Source organism: Bacteroides sp. AF25-5LB, assembly GCF_003602965.1.
GTDB lineage: Bacteria > Bacteroidota > Bacteroidia > Bacteroidales > Bacteroidaceae > Bacteroides > Bacteroides uniformis.
Window position 1 is genome coordinate 392,859 of record NZ_QTMC01000001.1, and the last position, 17,336, is coordinate 410,194.

12 protein-coding genes are annotated in these 17,336 nt (G+C 48.4%); 5 read left to right on the forward strand and 7 right to left on the reverse strand.

From position 1 onward, the window contains the following. Window positions 1-81: 81 nt before the first annotated feature. The 5 genes from DWY57_RS01660 to DWY57_RS01680 all read left to right on the forward strand — a co-directional run bounded on the left by DWY57_RS01660 (window position 82) and on the right by DWY57_RS01680 (window position 5,843). Window positions 82-1,569, forward strand: coding sequence for a DUF5687 family protein (locus DWY57_RS01660; RefSeq protein ID WP_005835497.1), 1,488 nt, complete (start codon window positions 82-84; stop codon window positions 1,567-1,569). Window positions 1,570-1,594: 25 nt separating this feature from the next. After that, a complete protein-coding gene (locus tag DWY57_RS01665; protein ID WP_119961240.1) occupies window positions 1,595-2,404 on the forward strand; it encodes an ABC transporter ATP-binding protein in 810 nt (269 codons plus the stop codon). Beyond that, entirely contained in the window at window positions 2,401-2,913 is a 513-nt protein-coding gene (locus DWY57_RS01670; protein ID WP_117601111.1) for a C40 family peptidase, read from the forward strand. The genes DWY57_RS01665 and DWY57_RS01670 overlap by 4 nt, the downstream gene beginning before the upstream one ends. Window positions 2,914-2,991: 78 nt before the next feature. Then, a complete protein-coding gene (locus DWY57_RS01675) occupies window positions 2,992-3,876 on the forward strand; it encodes a TraB/GumN family protein (RefSeq protein WP_117965967.1) in 885 nt (294 codons plus the stop codon). 440 nt (window positions 3,877-4,316) lie between these two features. Beyond that, the gene (locus DWY57_RS01680) at window positions 4,317-5,843 is read left to right on the forward strand and encodes an ATP-binding protein (RefSeq protein ID WP_119961241.1); all 1,527 of its coding nucleotides are present in this window, start codon (window positions 4,317-4,319) and stop codon (window positions 5,841-5,843) included. 78 nt (window positions 5,844-5,921) lie between these two features. On the opposite strand, the gene DWY57_RS01685 is transcribed toward DWY57_RS01680, so the two are convergent. The 7 genes from DWY57_RS01685 to DWY57_RS01715 all read right to left on the reverse strand — a co-directional run bounded on the left by DWY57_RS01685 (window position 5,922) and on the right by DWY57_RS01715 (window position 17,323). Next, a complete protein-coding gene (locus tag DWY57_RS01685; RefSeq protein WP_117601114.1) occupies window positions 5,922-8,165 on the reverse strand; it encodes a GH92 family glycosyl hydrolase in 2,244 nt (747 codons plus the stop codon). 297 nt (window positions 8,166-8,462) lie between these two features. Next, the gene (locus DWY57_RS01690; protein WP_119961242.1) at window positions 8,463-9,437 is read right to left on the reverse strand and encodes a glycoside hydrolase family 130 protein; all 975 of its coding nucleotides are present in this window, start codon (window positions 9,435-9,437) and stop codon (window positions 8,463-8,465) included. Between the two features lie 108 nt (window positions 9,438-9,545). Beyond that, entirely contained in the window at window positions 9,546-10,853 is a 1,308-nt protein-coding gene (locus tag DWY57_RS01695) for an MFS transporter (protein WP_117588977.1), read from the reverse strand. A 16-nt stretch (window positions 10,854-10,869) separates the two neighbouring features. Continuing rightward, window positions 10,870-13,155, reverse strand: coding sequence for a GH92 family glycosyl hydrolase (locus tag DWY57_RS01700; RefSeq protein ID WP_171030415.1), 2,286 nt, complete (start codon window positions 13,153-13,155; stop codon window positions 10,870-10,872). A gap of 214 nt (window positions 13,156-13,369) precedes the next feature. After that, entirely contained in the window at window positions 13,370-14,521 is a 1,152-nt protein-coding gene (locus DWY57_RS01705) for a DUF1735 and LamG domain-containing protein (RefSeq protein WP_117588989.1), read from the reverse strand. 27 nt (window positions 14,522-14,548) lie between these two features. Then, entirely contained in the window at window positions 14,549-15,658 is a 1,110-nt protein-coding gene (locus DWY57_RS01710; RefSeq protein ID WP_117601153.1) for a glycoside hydrolase family 18, read from the reverse strand. 33 nt (window positions 15,659-15,691) lie between these two features. After that, entirely contained in the window at window positions 15,692-17,323 is a 1,632-nt protein-coding gene (locus DWY57_RS01715) for a SusD/RagB family nutrient-binding outer membrane lipoprotein (RefSeq protein WP_119961243.1), read from the reverse strand. Window positions 17,324-17,336 lie beyond the last annotated feature (13 nt).

The window sequence follows — 17,336 nt, forward strand, 5'->3', positions numbered from 1 at the left end:
GAGCCATACACACAGAAGGCTGCGTTGTTCGATGAAAGGCAGCGCAGCTTTTTTTATACAAACTCTATATATACAAATACTATGAGTCTTTTCTTAGATTTGCGCAAGCACGGAAAACTGGCAGAAAAACGAAATCCGATGTACGAAAAAAGTAAATTCGGAAAATTCTGGATGTACTTCATGTTTGTCTTCTGGGCCGGTTACCTGATATTCTTCGGTACGACCTTTGCATTCGCCTTTGACGGTGGTGCCACAGAAGCCTATCACGTAATGAACTCCGGATTGATATTTGTCCTTGTGCTGGATTTCCTGATACGCCTGCCTTTCCAAAAAACACCCACCCAGGAAGTGAAGCCCTACCTGCTGCTTCCCATCAAGCGGAATCGTCTTATCGACTTCCTGCTGATCCGTTCCGGACTGGATGGCTTCAATCTGTTCTGGCTGTTTCTGTTTGTTCCGTTTTCCATCATCACCGTCACCAAATTCTATGGAATCAGTGGTGTGCTGACCTATTGCATCGGCATCTGGCTGCTGATGGTATTCAATAACTACTGGTTCTTGTTGTGCCGCACACTGATGGGTGAGCGCATCTGGTGGCTGGCACTACCGGTAGTAGTATATGGTGGCATTGCCGCCGCACTATTCATTCCGGACAACAGTCCGCTTTTCGACTGTTTTGTCAATCTGGGAGAAGGGTTCATCACCGGCAATATACTGTCATTCATCGGTGTACTGGCTGCCATCGCCCTCATGTGGTTCATCAACCGCACCCTGATGCAGAAACTCATCTACAATGAACTGAACAAAGTGGAAGATACACGGATAAAACATGTATCCGAATACAAATTCCTCGACCGCTACGGCGAAATAGGCGAATACATGAGACTGGAACTCAAGTTATTGCTACGCAACAAGATTTGTAAGCGTTCGCTCTATTCCATCACCGGTGTAGTGATAATGTTCAGTAGTATCATTAGCTTTTCCGATGTGTATGACGGAGGTCTGAGAGATTTCTTCGTCCTTTATAATTACATTATCTTCGGCATCATGTTCCTCAGCACACTGATGGGTTACGAAGGCAATTACATTGACGGACTGATGAGCCGCAAGGAATCTATCTACTCGCTGCTGCGTGCCAAATACATACTGTACAGCATTGCATTGCTCATTCCTACGATTCTGATGATTCCCGGTATGGTTACCGGGAAGGTATCCGTACTCGGTTGCATTGCATGGCTGATATTCATTCCGGGAGCCGTATACTGCTGTCTGTTCCAACTGGCAGTCTACAACAACAAGACTACCGACCTGAATTCAAAGATGACCAGCCGGCAGAATATAGGCACCGGTCTGCAGAATCTGATTTCAGGAGGTGCTTTCGGCATACCTTTACTGCTGCTTTTTGCACTGAATGCCATCTTTGGCAAAGAGGTCACCCCCTGGATACTTATCGGCATCGGCGTGGCATTCATCGCCACTTCCAAATTCTGGCTGATGAATGTATATCACCGACTCATGAAACGCCGCTACAAGAATATGGAAGGCTTCAGGGACAGTAGACAGAAATAGAAATCATTAAACATCAATCACTAACATGATACGCATCAACAATTTACAAAAGAATTTCGGCACAAAAAAAGCCGTAGATATAGAGAACTACACCATCGGGCAAGGCGATATGCTGGGACTGGTAGGCAACAACGGTGCAGGCAAGACCACCCTCTTCCGCCTTATTCTTGACTTACTACAGGCAGACCGGGGCAATGTAACCATCAATGACATTGACGTCAGCAAAAGTGAGGACTGGAAGAACTTCACGGGAGCCTTTATAGACGACGGTTTCCTGATAGACTACCTCACTCCCGAAGAATACTTCTATTTCATCGGCAAGATGTACGGTCTGAAGAAAGAGGAGATAGACGAACGCCTGCTTCCCTTCGAACGCTTCATGAACGGCGAGGTAATGGGCCAGAAGAAATTCATCCGCAACTATTCTGCCGGAAACAAGCAGAAAATCGGCATCATCTCCGCCATGCTCCACCATCCGCAACTGTTGATTCTGGATGAACCGTTCAACTTCCTTGACCCCAGTTCACAGTCCGTAATCAAACACTTGCTGAAAAGATACAATGAAGAACACGGAGCCACTGTCATCATTTCCAGCCATAACCTGAACCACACAGTGGACGTTTGCCCGCGTATTGCATTGTTAGAAAACGGTGTTATTATCCGCGATATACGAAATGAGAACAACTCTGCCGAACAGGAATTGGAAGCTTACTTCAACGTCGGCGTGGAGGAAGAAGCCGTGGTAGAAGAAACGGTAGAAGAAGCAGAAGCAGCCGTAGAAGAAATAACGGAAAAAGAAGATAAAACGGTAGAAGAAAAAAACTCGGAAGCATGAAAAAATATCTTTCTTATATAGTAGCCTTTACCATCATATTGATAGGTCTAAGTTCCTGCCATACCTCCGCGCCACGCCTGGACTACAAAGCCCTGGCACAGGCATCCGTCCGTTTGGGAGTGGATATTGAACTGCAGGACAACCACAAGCTGTACATCCATGCCTCCGAATGGATAGGCACCCCCTATCGTGCTGGTGGCGACAGCAAGCGGGGGACAGACTGCTCCGGACTGGTATCGCAACTGTATAAGAAAGTTTACCACACCCGTCTGTCGAGAAGCACAGACGGGCAACTGAAAGAGAGCAGCAAAATCTCCCGCCGCAACTTGCGTGAGGGAGATTTGGTGTTCTTCACCAGCCGTGCTTCCCGCAAAAAAGTGGCACACGTAGGTATCTACCTCAAGGACGGCAAATTTATACATGCCAGTACCAGCCAGGGAGTCATAGTCAGCAACCTCCGGGAAAAATATTACACCCAACACTGGCTCTGCGGAGGAAGAATAAAATGATACTAATTTTTTCCCTTCTTGTGATTTTCTTTACTCTTTCCCGACTGATAGTCCAGAAACAATTAAAAGAAGAAAACAATGAAGAAACTTTTAGGCATCCTCGTATTCATCAGCATTGCGCTGAGTGCCAATGCACAACTTTTATGGAAAGTATCCGGTAAAGGATTAGAGAAACCATCCTATATTTTCGGTACTTACCATCTCTCTCCACTCAGCATCAAGGACAGCATCGCCGCCATGCCGCAGGCCATGAACGAAACCACCCAAGTCTACGGTGAGGTCGTGATGAGCGAAATGGCGACTCCCACCTTCATGCAAAGCATGCAACAGCAGATGATGATGCCCAAAGACACCACGCTGCAAAGCCTCTTTACTCCCGAGCAATACGAAGAAGTGGGTAAAGTTGTAAAAGAGAATATGATGGTAGACATCGCCATGCTTGCTCAACTGAAACCGGCTGCCATCAACCAGCAGCTTGTCGTCCTGCTCTACATGAAACATACTCCGGGCTTCAACCCGCAAGAACAGCTCGACACTTACTTCCAGCAGCAGGCCGGACAGCAAGGCAAGAAAGTTGGCGGTCTGGAAACAGCCCAGTCACAAATAGACATTCTGTTCAACAGCCAGACGCTGCAACGCCAGGCAAACCTCCTCTACTGCGCTATCAGTGACATCGAGAAAGGTATCGAGCAAAGCAAGCGCCTGATTGCCGCTTATGAAAAGCAGGATCTGGATGCCATGCTGCAACTGATGGAAGAGCGCGACGGCAATTCATGCGACCCGCTGCCCGGAGAGATGGAAGCCATGCTGGACAACCGCAACAAGGCATGGGTTGAAAAGATGCCTGCCATCATGACGGAAGCCCCCACCCTTTTCGTAGTCGGTGCCGGACACCTGCCCGGAGACAATGGAGTGCTGAACCTTCTGAAACAACAAGGATATACCATAGAAGCCATGAAATAAATCCTCTAACAATTCTCTCTAACAACAACTTTTAATGGCAGGCTATACAAAGCGTGACGGTCAAATACCATCACGCTTTGTTTGCATATACACTTTATTGTCCTCATCATACTGTACATCCCGAAAAATATACTACTTTTGCACCAAAGTCTTGGCTGTTATAGTGATAACGTCACTTTTGACTCGATTCGATAAGAACGCAAGAAGCGAAAGTTATTATCCCTGCTATTCGGAATCTGGAAAATTCTCTTAAACACCGCAGGATAATAGCAACAGTTTCTTTACGTCTATGTTATTATATACTTAGGCGTGGGGGCTGTTGTCTATTAACGGTGTGGGCATTTTCCAGAGCCTCGAATGCAGATAGACAATAACAGTCCTCGCGCTTTTTATATAATAACCTTCGTCAATGAGGACAGACGAAATGAAAGACACCGCGTATGCATCTTACATTATTTGGAGAAGTACAGTTATTTCTGTTAATTGCCGTTACATCTGCAAGCTTTCTATACTGGATAAATCATAAATACAAAAGTCTGAACAGACAGATTATCCGGGCAATAGACATTCCAGTATATCTGCTGAACCGACAAGGTATTGTCGTAAAACTACTTAATACACCTACCGAAAAGGCGAACAGACTTCCATTTCTGAATTCGGGAGTTCTAAATATCAATAATTTAGTGACAGACGCCGATGAATGCCGGAAATACATGACGTCGCTGTTACGCGTACTGAATACCCGCACTTCGGACAGCCTGATCCTAAAGATAAGAGTGGAAAGTAGTGAAGAACTATATATCGCAGTGCGCATGGTCTACCTCAACAGAAATTATGCCATGGCCTTCATACGCGACATTACGGAAGATGAAGTCCAACGCCGGGAAAACGAAAAATACCGTTTCTTCCTTGAAAGTATTCTGGAGAACCTCCCCATCGCCACTACAGTAAAAGACAAAAACAACGAAGGACGCTACCTGATATGGAACAAAAAAGCGGCAGAGATGATGGAAGTCCCCGCTGAGGATATTGTGGGACACTATGAAGAGGAGTTCAAACCCCTAATGCAAGATAATTTCATTCAGGAGACAGACAAAGAAGTCGAAGAGTCGGAAACTCCCCAGTCCTACATCAAACACTTTGTCAATCCCAAAGGCAGAGAGTATGTTCTGTCGTTTCACAAAACGCTGGTGTCCTACAACAAAGGAAAAGAGAGATGGATTGTCAGTTCTGCACTGGATATCACCGAACTACTGGCAGCCAAAGAGAAAGCAGAAGAAGCCAGCCGCCTGAAATCGGCTTTTCTTGCCAATATGAGCCACGAGATACGTACTCCACTAAACGCCATTGTCGGATTCTCCTCCATACTTTCCGATTATATACAAGACGAAGATACAAAGGAATACATACATATCATCGAAGAAAACACCCAACTGCTGCTGCAACTGATTAATGATATTCTCGACCTGTCACGCATCGAAGCCGGCATTCTCGAATTCACAGAAGGAGATATGGATGTAAACAAGACGCTTGATGAAATGCAGACGATGGCAAAACTGAAACTTCCGCCCAAAGTCTGCATACGTCTCCTCCCCGGTACGGATTGCTGTAGCATTCATACCATTCCCAAGCGGGTAAGGCAAGTACTGAACAACTATCTGTCAAACGCCCTCAAGCATACGGAAGAAGGTTTCATCGACATTGGTTATCACCTGCCGCAAGAAGACAGGATTCGCTTCTTTGTCCGTGATACCGGGTGCGGCATTCCTCCCGAAAAGCAAAAGGATGTATTCGAACGCTTTGTCAAGCTAAACAGCTTTAAACAAGGCACGGGCCTCGGACTCTCCATCTGCACCATGATTGCCGGGAAAATGAACGGAAAAGTAGGTGTCAGCTCTATTCCGGGGAAAGGTTCCGAATTCTGGTTCGAAATACCCTATCAACCTGCCGGAAGCCAACCTGCATAGAAAAGCCCGCCACTGACATGAACTCTGTCAACAGCGGGCAACCTAAACCATCACCGATGTTATCCTGACTCACAATACCTATCGAAGACTAAACTGCAGTTTACCTCCCTGCACCAGTTCTTCATGAGTGATACGATATCGGGACAGTTTTTTTCCTCCCAGCTTCATCTCGCGGATATATAGAGATTCTGCCGACGGACGTTCCGTCTCTATTACCAGTTGGTCGCGTCCCCAATACTTAGGGTCGAGCTTTATGGTTACTTTATCAAATACCGGAGTAGATAGCGTATATGCCGGTTCTCCGGGACAATCCGGATAAAAGCCCATCATATTGAAGATAGCCCAAGCGGACATCGTTCCGGTATCATCATTGCCGGGAATTCCATCGGGGGCATTCTTGAAATACTTCTGCAAAAGGCGGTGCAGCTCTTTCTGCGTGCGCCACTCCTCACCCTTGAAATAAGAGAAAAGATGGGCGTATGCAATGTCCGGTTCGTTGGCAGGGTCGTACAGCCCTTCGTCGAACACGCGCTGAAGCTTGTCTACAAACGGCTTCTTTCCACCCATGAGCCGGGCAAGCCCTTTCACATCGTGGGGAACATAGAAAGTATAGTTCCAAGCATTGCCTTCGTGGAAGCCGGGGCTGGGCTCAAAATTCTCACCTTCCATAGGATTGAAAGGAGCATAGAATTCTCCGTCCGGCAAGATGGGACGGAAAGTACCGTACTCCTTACAGTAATAATGCTTGTAGCCCAGCGAACGTTCGTGGAACAGACGGGCATCCTCCTTCTTGCCAAGCGCAGCAGCTATGCGCGACAAGGCATTGTCGGCAATATAGTATTCCAGGGCATGTGAAACGGAATTGTCATACTGCTCCCGCAGAGGCACATATCCCAATGACACATAGTCGTCATTGTCCGGACGGAGCAGGTTCTCCGCCCCCGGCAGGGTGGCTCCCTTGCGCATGGCCTCGTAGGCCAGTTCTATGTCAAAGTCGCGCAGACCTTTCAGCCAGGTGTCGACGATGACGGGGATGGAAGGGTCACCTTCCATGGTCAGCGTCTCACGGCCGTAGAGTTCCCATTTGGGAAGCCAGCCGTGTTCGCGGTACATGTCGAGCATGGAGCGCACCATCTGCAATTGCCGTTCGGGATATACTAGCGTAAGAAGCTGGTGCACATTGCGGTAAGTGTCCCACAAGGAAAAGACGGTATAACGGTCGCCTTTGGTGGTCAGAATTTTGTCACTCTCCATAGCGGGATACTCCCCGTTCACATCTTGCAGGATATTGGGATGTATCAGCGTATGATAGAGTGCCGTATAAAAAACGGTTTTCTGCTCTTCCGTACCTCCTTCCACAAGGATGCGCGAGAGGTCATCGTTCCAGCAACGACGGGCTTCCTCCAGCACTTGGCTGAAGTTCTTTCCCTGCTGCTCGATATCCAAATTGAGCCGGGCATTCTCTATACTCACAAAAGAGACTCCCATCTGTACTTCCACTTGCTCGCCCTCTTCAGTATGGAATGTAAGGTAAGCGCCGATGTCATCTCCTGCCAGCTCTTTCCCGTAGCCGGTGTAAAGTTTGTAGCGTCCGTTATCGGGATCCCATTCGGCCTCCACACCGGTCATGGGGCGTTGCTTCTTCCAGTAGCCCGAAGCAGCAGGCTGCTTGTTGACACGCATCACAAAGTAGATGGGGAAAACGGCCTGCGGATTATAGCAGAAAGTACCCAGCAGCTTCATACCTTCAAACTCGCACTCACCCGTCCGACGCAGAAAAGCTCCCGATTCATTGGTCAGACCTTCGCCCAGATTCAGCAGTACATGGCTTTGCCCAGCAGGAAAGGTGAAACGCGCCACACCCGTGCGGGGAGTTGCCGTCACTTCCGTCTTCACATTGTAGCGAGTCAGGAAGTTGCTGTAATATCCGGGGGATGCCTGCTCGTCCTTATAGCGGCTTCCATACTCCTTATAATCCACGGACAACTCTCCCGTAGTGGGCATCAGCAGCAAAGAACCCAATTCCGGACAGCCCACACCGCTCAAATTGACATGCGAATATCCGGTGAAGAAACAATTGTGATACTCATAGGGAGTGGACCACCAGCGGGCATCTTTATCGTATTTGTTGTCCTCCGAGCCCATCACGTTGAAGGGCACTACGGACATCATTCCATTGGGACAGACGGCTCCCGGATTTGTAGTGCCGAAGTTGGTGGTACCAATAAAAGGATTCACATAGTCCGTCGGTTGCTTCTCCGCAGCCATAGATGCCGTGAGCATTCCAAAGGAGATGATACAGAAAGTAATCAGTCGTTTCATAATATAGTAGGGATTTGTTCTTTATTAGTTAGTGAGCACGCTACCCATGCCGGTGTCATTGCATGCACTCTGCAGCGTTACTGCAAACGGTCTGCAGTGACACTGCAAACTACTTTGCAGTAGCGCTGCAACAGCTTTGCAGTAACGCTGCATCAGCTTTGCAGTGGCGCTGCAACGGCTCTGCAGTATCACTGCAAAAAGCATGCAGTATCTTTGCAGTGATATTTCACTAAGTATAAGACAGTTACGGCAGACGTTTTTTTCAGCAATACCAAGCGCCTGCCAACTGCTTGGTGCTTACAAAATACTTGTGCGCTTCGTGAACTCCAGAATCTCGTGGATATAGCCAAAGGCAAGCCCCACTACCGTATCGGCTGCACCGTAGTATACAGCTACACGTTCTCCATCCTGCAATGCTGCGCAAGGGAACACCACATTGGGTACATCGCCTGCCAGTTCGTATGGAGCAGCAGGCGCAAGCAGATACTCACGGGTGCGGTAGAGCAACTTGGCAGGATTGTCCTTATCCAGAATAGCCGCCCCCATGGAGTAACGGAAACCGTTGCAAGTGGTTATCACGCCGTGATAGAACATCAGCCAACCTTCGTCCGTGAGGAACGGTACCGAACCCGCCCCTATCTTGGTGCATTGCCAGGCACTTTCGGGGAAAGGTGTGGGAGCCATCACATGGCGGTGTTCGCCCCAAAACTTCATGTCGGGGCTGAAGCTGATGTAGATGTCGCCAAAAGGTGTATGGCCACTGTCGCTGGGACGGCTCAAGAGTGCATATTTGCCATCGAACCTCTGAGGCAACAATACACCGTTGCGATTGAAAGGCAAGAAAGCATTCTCGCACTGGAAGAACTCCTTGAAATCGAAAGTATAGCCGATACCGATGGTGGGACCGTAGTAGCCGTTGCACCACGTAATCCAGTAGCGATCCTCAATCCATGTCACGCGCGGGTCGTATTTATATTCGGACTCTATCATGTCCGTATTCCCGGCCTTGAACTTGATTGGCTCATGCTCTATTTCCCAGTGGATGCCGTCCTTGCTGAAACCGGCAAAAATATTCATCTGCACCGCCCGGTTGTCACAACGGAACACACCGGCAAATCCGTCGCCAAAAGGCACCACTGCACTATTGAAGATACTGTTGGACGTCGGAATATGGTAACGTCCGATAACGGGATTCTGCGAATAACGCCACATCACGTCCGCACAATCTGCCGGACGCTCTTCCCAAGGGATTGAAGTAAATTTATTGTTCATAATATTTTGGATTTTTATCTTTGCACCACAGATTACACAGATGGGCACAGATTATATTCTTTTATTCAATAGTTTTTTATGCAACAAGTCTCATTCATGCTGCAAAGCTTACTTCACCTCATCGTCATGCGTAAAGGGAATGAAGTATGTTATCAGCAACGACGGTACGGCGGCCAACAGCACGTAAGTGAAGAACTTCTCGTACCCCAACAAATCACTAAAGAAACCACTCATCATCCCCGGAAGCATCACTCCCAAATTCATGATGCCGGAAGCAAAGGCGTAGTGTGACATCTGATGCTTGCCGGGAGCAATCTGCTGCATCATGAACAACGTCAGCCCCACGAAGCCGAAGCCGTAACCGAAATACTCCGCCACGATGCCCGCACCTATCAGATAAAGGTTCTCCGGTTGATAAATGGCGAGTAGCGTGTAGGCCACGAACGGAAAGTTGAACACGATGCAGAGCGAAAACAGCGTCTTCTTCAGCCCGCGCTTCGACACGTAGATGCCTGCCAACAAGGATCCCAGCACAAAAGCCGCTGAACCGAAGACACCGTTCAACGTACCGATTTCAGTAAGCGAAAGCCCCAATCCCCCCACCTCACGCGAGGAGCGCAAGAAGAGCGGTGCAATCTTCATCACAAGCCCTTCAGCAAAGCGGTAGAGGATAATGAAGCAAATGTAATAGAAGATGTGGCGCTTTGTGAAGAAATTCCTTATCACCGCCCACAGTTCCCGCATCACCTCCGCGCCCGAACGCTTGGCGTCCTGCCGCTTCTGCGTGCACGGCAACATCCGTGAATGATACCCCCCCAACAGCAACAGCAACACGGCAATGACGATAAAGATAATCATCCACGCTTCCTTATAAGCAGACATGTTCTCCTGCATAGAACGGCCTTCCATCGCCCCGAAACTCTGGGCCAGCATACCCGCCATCGCCACCAGTCCGCCGTTCGCCACCAATTTGGCGATGTTGTAGAAAGCCCCCTGCACACCGATGTACTTGGCTTGGTCGGCAGGTGACAGTTCCGCCATATACACGCCATCGCAGGCTATATCGTGCGTGGCTCCGCTGAAAGCGATGACTGCCATTGTCGAAATACTAATGGCAAAAAAGTAATCGAACTTCAACGAAAAAGCCACCAGTCCGAACAGCAATCCGCTCAACAACTGGGTGATAACCACAAAGAACTTCTTTGTGCGGTACATCTCCAGGAACGGACTCCAAAGGAACTTCAACGTCCAGGGCATCATGATGATAGAAGTCCAGAAGGCAATCTGCGTGTCGGATATGCCCAAATCCTTAAACATGAACGTAGAGACCAGGTTGACTGCAATGAAAGGCAGCCCCATGGCAAAATAAACGGAAGGCACCCAGGAAACCGGGTTACGGTAATTATTGTGATTCATAACTAATCGCACGTTATCAATTGTTTGTCTTTACCGGCTTGTCGCCCATTATCAACTCCAAAGTGCCACCGTCCGTTATGTCCTGATGCGTAAAGAACGGGCGTACCAATTCCTCGCCGTTCAACAACATCTTCTGAACATACTTGTTCGTACGACTGTTGTCCGTGGCCACCACCGTGAATTTCTTTCCATCCTTAAGGTTCACTGTCGCCTTGTCGAACAACGGGCGACCGATGGAATAGAGCGGACGGCCTGGGCAAACTTGGTAGAAGCCCATGGCATTCAGTACATACCATGCCGACATCTGCCCACAGTCTTCATTACCCGAAAGCCCGTTCGGATTGTTGAAATAAAGCGTCTGCAGTACCTCGTCCACCAACTCCTGCGTGCGCCAGGGTTGGCCCACATAGTTGTAGAAGTGAATGATATGGTGACTCGGCTCATTACCATGGGCATACTGCCCTATCAGGCCGGAAATGTCGGCAGACACTAGTTCACCTTCCAGTGAAGAATCGGCCACGAACAGCGAGTCCAACTTACCGATAAAAGCTTCACGGCCTCCCATCAGTTCCACCAGTCCCTCCACATCGTGAGGAACAAACCAGGTCCATTGCCAGGCAGTCCCCTCACAATAGTCATCACTGCGATGGTTGGAAGAGCGGGGATTGAACGGCGTACGCCAATTGCCTTTGCTATCCAGTCCACGCATAAAACGGGTAACTGGATCGAAATAGTTCTGATAGCCCTTGCTGAAATCAGCATACTTCCGTTGGTTCAGCGTGTCGCCCAACTCACCGGCCAGCACAGAGATGCACCAGTCATCGTAGGCATACTCCAAGGCCTTAGCTACTGCTTCATTATCCTTGTCGCAAGGCACGTAACCGACCTTGTTCTTCCAATATTTGGCCTGCGGCATCAAATGAGGCAATACCAAAGGATGGGTGATAATACCAGTAGTGTCATACTCCGCCACACGCAGGCAAGCGCGGTATGCCTTCTGTACATCAAAGTCGCGATAGCCCTTCATATAGGCATCTGCCACAAGGGAGGCAGCATGATAGCCTATCATCGTGCCCGTATAGTTGCCCGCCAATTCCCACATGGGAAATACACCGCCTTCGCGCTCCTTCTGGATGAGCGAGCGGATGAAGGCTTGGTTCAAATCCGGATTGATAATCGTCATCAACGGGTGGTAGGCACGGAACGTGTCCCACAAAGAGAAAATGGTATAGACGGGCTCTTCCACGCTACCCTGATGCACTTTCAAATCCATGCCAAAATAACGCCCGTCGGCATCGGTAAACAGATTGGGCTGCATACCCGTATGATAAAGCGCCGTATAGAACATGGTACGCTGGTCTTCATCCTCCGTCTCGATATCTATCTTGGCAAGGTATTCATTCCATGATTGGCGGGCTGCCCGACGCACTCCGTCAAAATCCCATCCGGGTATCTCCGCTTCCACATTCCGGCGGGCACCGTCCATATCCACAGCTGAAACACCCACCTTCACCATCACCTGCTCATCCTTCTCCGTCTGGAATTGCAATAGCACCTTGGCGGTGGGCAGCAGCGGTTCCCCTTCATCCAATGCCATGGAATCGGTCACCATTGTATAAGTAAACGGTTTGGAGAACTTGGCATAGAAGTTTATGTATTGATCGAAAGCCCAGTAAACGGTTTTCTTATGTCCGCGGATTTCTGTATCACTGATGACTTCCAGCTTCATCTCTTCATTCTTCTGACGCTGGAGGCTGTAGTCAAGGTCAAGGATAAATCCTGCTTTCCCAGACTTGGGAAACGTGTAGCGATGAATGGCGGCGCGCTTGGTAGAGGTCAACTCGGCTTGTACGCCATAACGGTTGAGGAATACGGAATAATATCCCGGTTCTGCCTTCTCCCGCCCGTGCGAGAAAGGCGAGGCGTATGCCATTTGCTGGCTCTTCTTCCCCATCGCATGATAGTCCTGACGGCCCACGGTGGGCATCAGCAGCACATCGCCATAATCACCGCAACCCGTTCCACTGAGGTGCGTGTGCGAGAATCCGTTAATGGTGGAATCGGCATAGTAATAACCGGAACAAGCATCCCACTGAAAGATGCGCGTGTCGGGGCTCGGCTGAATCATCCCGTTGGGTACCACTGCGCCCGGATAGGTATGTCCGTGCCCCCCCGTACCGATAAACGGATTTACGTAAGATGCATAGTCTTCCCCTGAAGAAGCCGGAGTACAGTTGCATACCGCCATGCCCAACCACAAGAGACATCCGGCTTGCCATGCAATAGATTTCATGTTTTTCATCCTAAATTTAAGTTCATTGAGACACATTCTTTTGCCTTTTATTGGTTAATAAAACAATTCACTCGGCAAAAACACTAATACTGCAGATTATTTTTTAATTTTAATTAGCAGAATAGAAGGATAAAGAATAAAGACATGTCGGTAAAAGAAAGAATGCAAGTTCTTGTAATTGGTAGTTGCAAGAACTTGCATTCATATCCAAACCGGAATCCTGCTATTTAATAGTTATCGGTTCATCCAATTCCACGATGCCGAGGGCTTTATCGCCTCCATTCACCAATCCGTCCATTCCATGACCGGAAGCATCTTTCACTTTCCACGTCTCTCCGTCTTGGAACTGGTCGGTTCCGTTCAACTTATAATAAGCAGCAAGGCCTTCCGATTTCGGGTCAACCGTAATCATGTTTTCCTTGATTTGACTCTCCGTGCGCGACACATTCCAAAGTCTGACTTCGCTCATGCGACCATAGAACGGACGTTCGCCCCACATGAATCCGGCCACCTTACCGATAAAGAAGTCGCCCTTACCGAAATCGAAGCTCGGAATATCCCAAACCGCTTCGGAAGCTTTTTCTCCATTGATGAAGATGGCAGTCTTGCCGGTAGGCTGATTGTAAGTGAACGCCACGTGATACCATTTCCCGGTTCCCAAAGCCTGAGAAACGCTGTATTCCGATTTGCCTGCAATCTGCAAATGGTCTTTCTCCAGCAAAGGTGCATCACCGATACGGAAAATCAGAGTTCCCTCGCATCCCATAACAGTATTGTTGTTTCCAAAGAAATCAATATAAATCAATGCTTCGTAAGTAACGGATGTGAATTGGGTACCGGGAAGCAAAGGTATCCTCACATAATTGTTATACACACGAGCCACCTTCATAATCCGCACGGGCTTGTGGAGGATAAAATAAACCACATCTCCCCCTTGGGAAACCGGTAGAGAAGCAGACCGTACACGCACCGGAAGCAGATAAGACTTACCTTCTTCCACCTTATCCAACTTAGAAAATTTCACCGATACCGATCCGGCATACACCTCTCCGGAAGGAACAGTGGCAACAGCATTTCCCAAATCTACGGCAGTAGCATCGAACATCTCATATTCCGTTCCATACTTTTTGTTATAAGCCTCAATTACAGAAGTATCGGCCACTTCATAAGACACCTCTACCTGCGAAGCACACAAGGATGACACACGTGCCCGCAACTCATGGGTCATCGCTTCGCCCTCTTCCACCTCTATCCGGTACTCCCTTTCTTCAAAATAGACCTTAGGTTCCAGCAAATCACTTTCGCTATCATTGCAACTGACCGACAGCATGGCTATGAAGCAAAACACCATATATTTCAACAAATATTTATTCATATCTTTCATATTCTAAAATTTGATTCACTACTTATTTTTTCCTTTGCTTTCTTTCCATTCGTTGAACACACGCTGATTAATCTGTATGGCTTGACGCATCCATTTATAATCGGGTGCATTGTCATAGTCATTATCAAAGCGATAAGCTCCCACACCGCCTTTATACCCTTCTTCCGGCATCCAGGCGGCCTGTTTCAACAATTGCCCTCCATTGGAAGCAAACGATTCGAAGTTCTCCGTGACAATGAGTTTCTCATTGATATTGCCAGGCGAATGCAAATAAGGAGAAGCTTGCCCATACGCCTGAGCTATCCAGTAATCCACATAATCTTCTATCTCAGGCAAGAAATCATTGATATGCCCGTCGATGCATAGCAGTTTATGCCCTTTGTTCTCCGGGTCGCTCTTAGGACCGATGTATTTGCCCAACTCTTTCACCACGAAACCGATGTTACGGCTGCCGATAGTACCGTCGGAATCATTGAAACCGTTACCCGGTTCCCAGTCGATATCATATCCGTCCCACTCGCCGGTCACCAACGAGTCACAGATGGCTTTGGCAAATTTGGAAAGAGCCCGTTCCAGCTCTTCCTTGTTGTTCAAGTCATGCGAAGTAAACCCCCAGAAGTCCCAGCGAGCAAACTTTCTTTCTTCTGTCAGCTTAGCTTCGCTCCAACCCTCTTCTATGGCTTTTTTTTCCACTTCATCGTATACCGAAGTAGGGGTGCGCCCTTTGCCCAAGTGTGAAAGCAGGCAGACTTCCAATAACCTGATGCCTTTCACTTTTTGCACAAACTCCTTGTCTTTCTTCTGCGCCTCAGTGATTTCATAACGTCCTGGGGCACCGCTCCACATAGATATGATATCCATACTATCGGGCACAGAAGTGAGATACCCCCTCCGCATGGCTCCCGTCGGCGCCCAGTTGGAAAACCAGCCGAACGCAACGGGGCGGCCATAATTCTTGGCGGTTTCTTTATACGCGCGCAAGTCGGCATAGTACGCTTCGCTCTCCACGTCATCTTTGGTATTGTTACCACCGATATGATCTATCTCAATGCTCTCAATATCCGTGCAGGCAGTAGCCATCAAACCAAGCAACGGAACAATATATAATAGTTTCTTCAATTTTTTCATATTTTTCTTATTTCTAACGTAAGACATCGTTTATCACTTGCAATCCCACCACAGACGGGTAGAAGATTTGTCTTCACCACCCTTCCCATTATTGAGCAACTTCAGGATGACCTGATAGTTGGCCTCGTCCTCCGTTGTCTGATGGAAACTGGTCGGATAAATCATTCGGCGCACTCCTTTTTCAATGGTGGCTCCTTGGAACGAACCTCTGTTTGCCATCACCGGATTCAAGTCGGGATAGCCAGTTCTTCTCCACTCCGTCCAAGCCTCTTGACCGTTGGGAAAGAGCGCAAGCCACTTCTGGATAATAATCTTCTCCAATTTTTCTTCCCGGCTGCCTTCAAACTTGACTGTAACGGCACGAGGGGCGGAAAAACTGCAAGAGTAAGAACCACCGAACTCATGCTTGATTGGTACATTGCCGGAGTTCATGTAATCATCGACCGAAGCTGTCACCCCGTTTTCCTGGAACGACATCCCAATACCTTGCTTGTAGAGTTCGTCGGCATTACCGAATTCACCTCCCCACACCAAAGCAGCTTCAGCACGTAAGAAATAGACTTCGGAAGCACGCATCCAATAGGTCGGAGTGTCACCTTTGATATTCGGCTTTGAGAATGTCGTATAGACATCGTTCTGCCCGTAAAGATGCCCGGCAGGAATGGCTTGATATTTCTTGCCATCGAATGCCAACTGTCCCAAAGTACATTTGTCATCCACCGGTTTGAAGTAAGCGCTCAGACGTGGGTCTTCGTAACCCATCAGGTAAGAGAACATGGACGACCCCATGCGCGATTCATTGTACTGCTCGGCCAACCACTCGATGTTGTTGCGGAAAGTGATGCCCGCACCCGAACTCATCTGCGCCTCTTCGTCTTTGGAGGTCATCACTCCGATGGAGTGTTTCACGGCCAAAGCCGCATACCGCTTTGCCAGTTCGGTATCGGCAAAACGTACGCGCATCGCCAGACGAAGCATCAGCGAATTGGCATACTTCACCCATTTCCTAGAGTCACCCGCATAAACCGCATCATAATCTTCCATAATGGTCACCCCGGCATCCGCTTTCTTGGTCAAAACCTCCACAGCATCGGCCAAGTCTTTGAACATGGCAGCATATATGTCCTTCTCCAAGTCGAAAGGAATGTTCATCGTAGCATCGGCTGCATGTGAATAAGGCATCGGCCCGAAACTCTCCAACGCCTTGTGCCAAGCCGAAATCTTCAATACTTGTGCCAAGGCAAAGACTTCGGGAGTGTCGTTCTTTTCAGAAGCGGCTTTCAATTTTTTCCACGGGTCGAGTGCATTGGTATAAGAACGTGCATAAGTACCCTTAATCCATCCGTCAATCAAATAATAACTGGTATTGTTGTTACCACCGTTCCAAGAGTTGTTTTGTGAGAAGAATCCACTCCAGCAGTCGGCAGACAGATGATAGTCGGTCTGGTACATGTTGATGATGTCCGTATCGTCGGCTTGTGTCCCTACCGGGAAGACGGTCTGCTCCATCGTTGTCACCAATCCTCCGACGGCAACACCGTCCATGGCTTCTTCCTTCTCGTTCATTTCAGCCCAATTGGTATTGATTTCCTCGTAATCGCAGGATGCCAACAATGCTAGGGCATATATTCCCGCTAAAAGCTTATATTGATTTATCTTTTTCATATTAAAAGTCGGT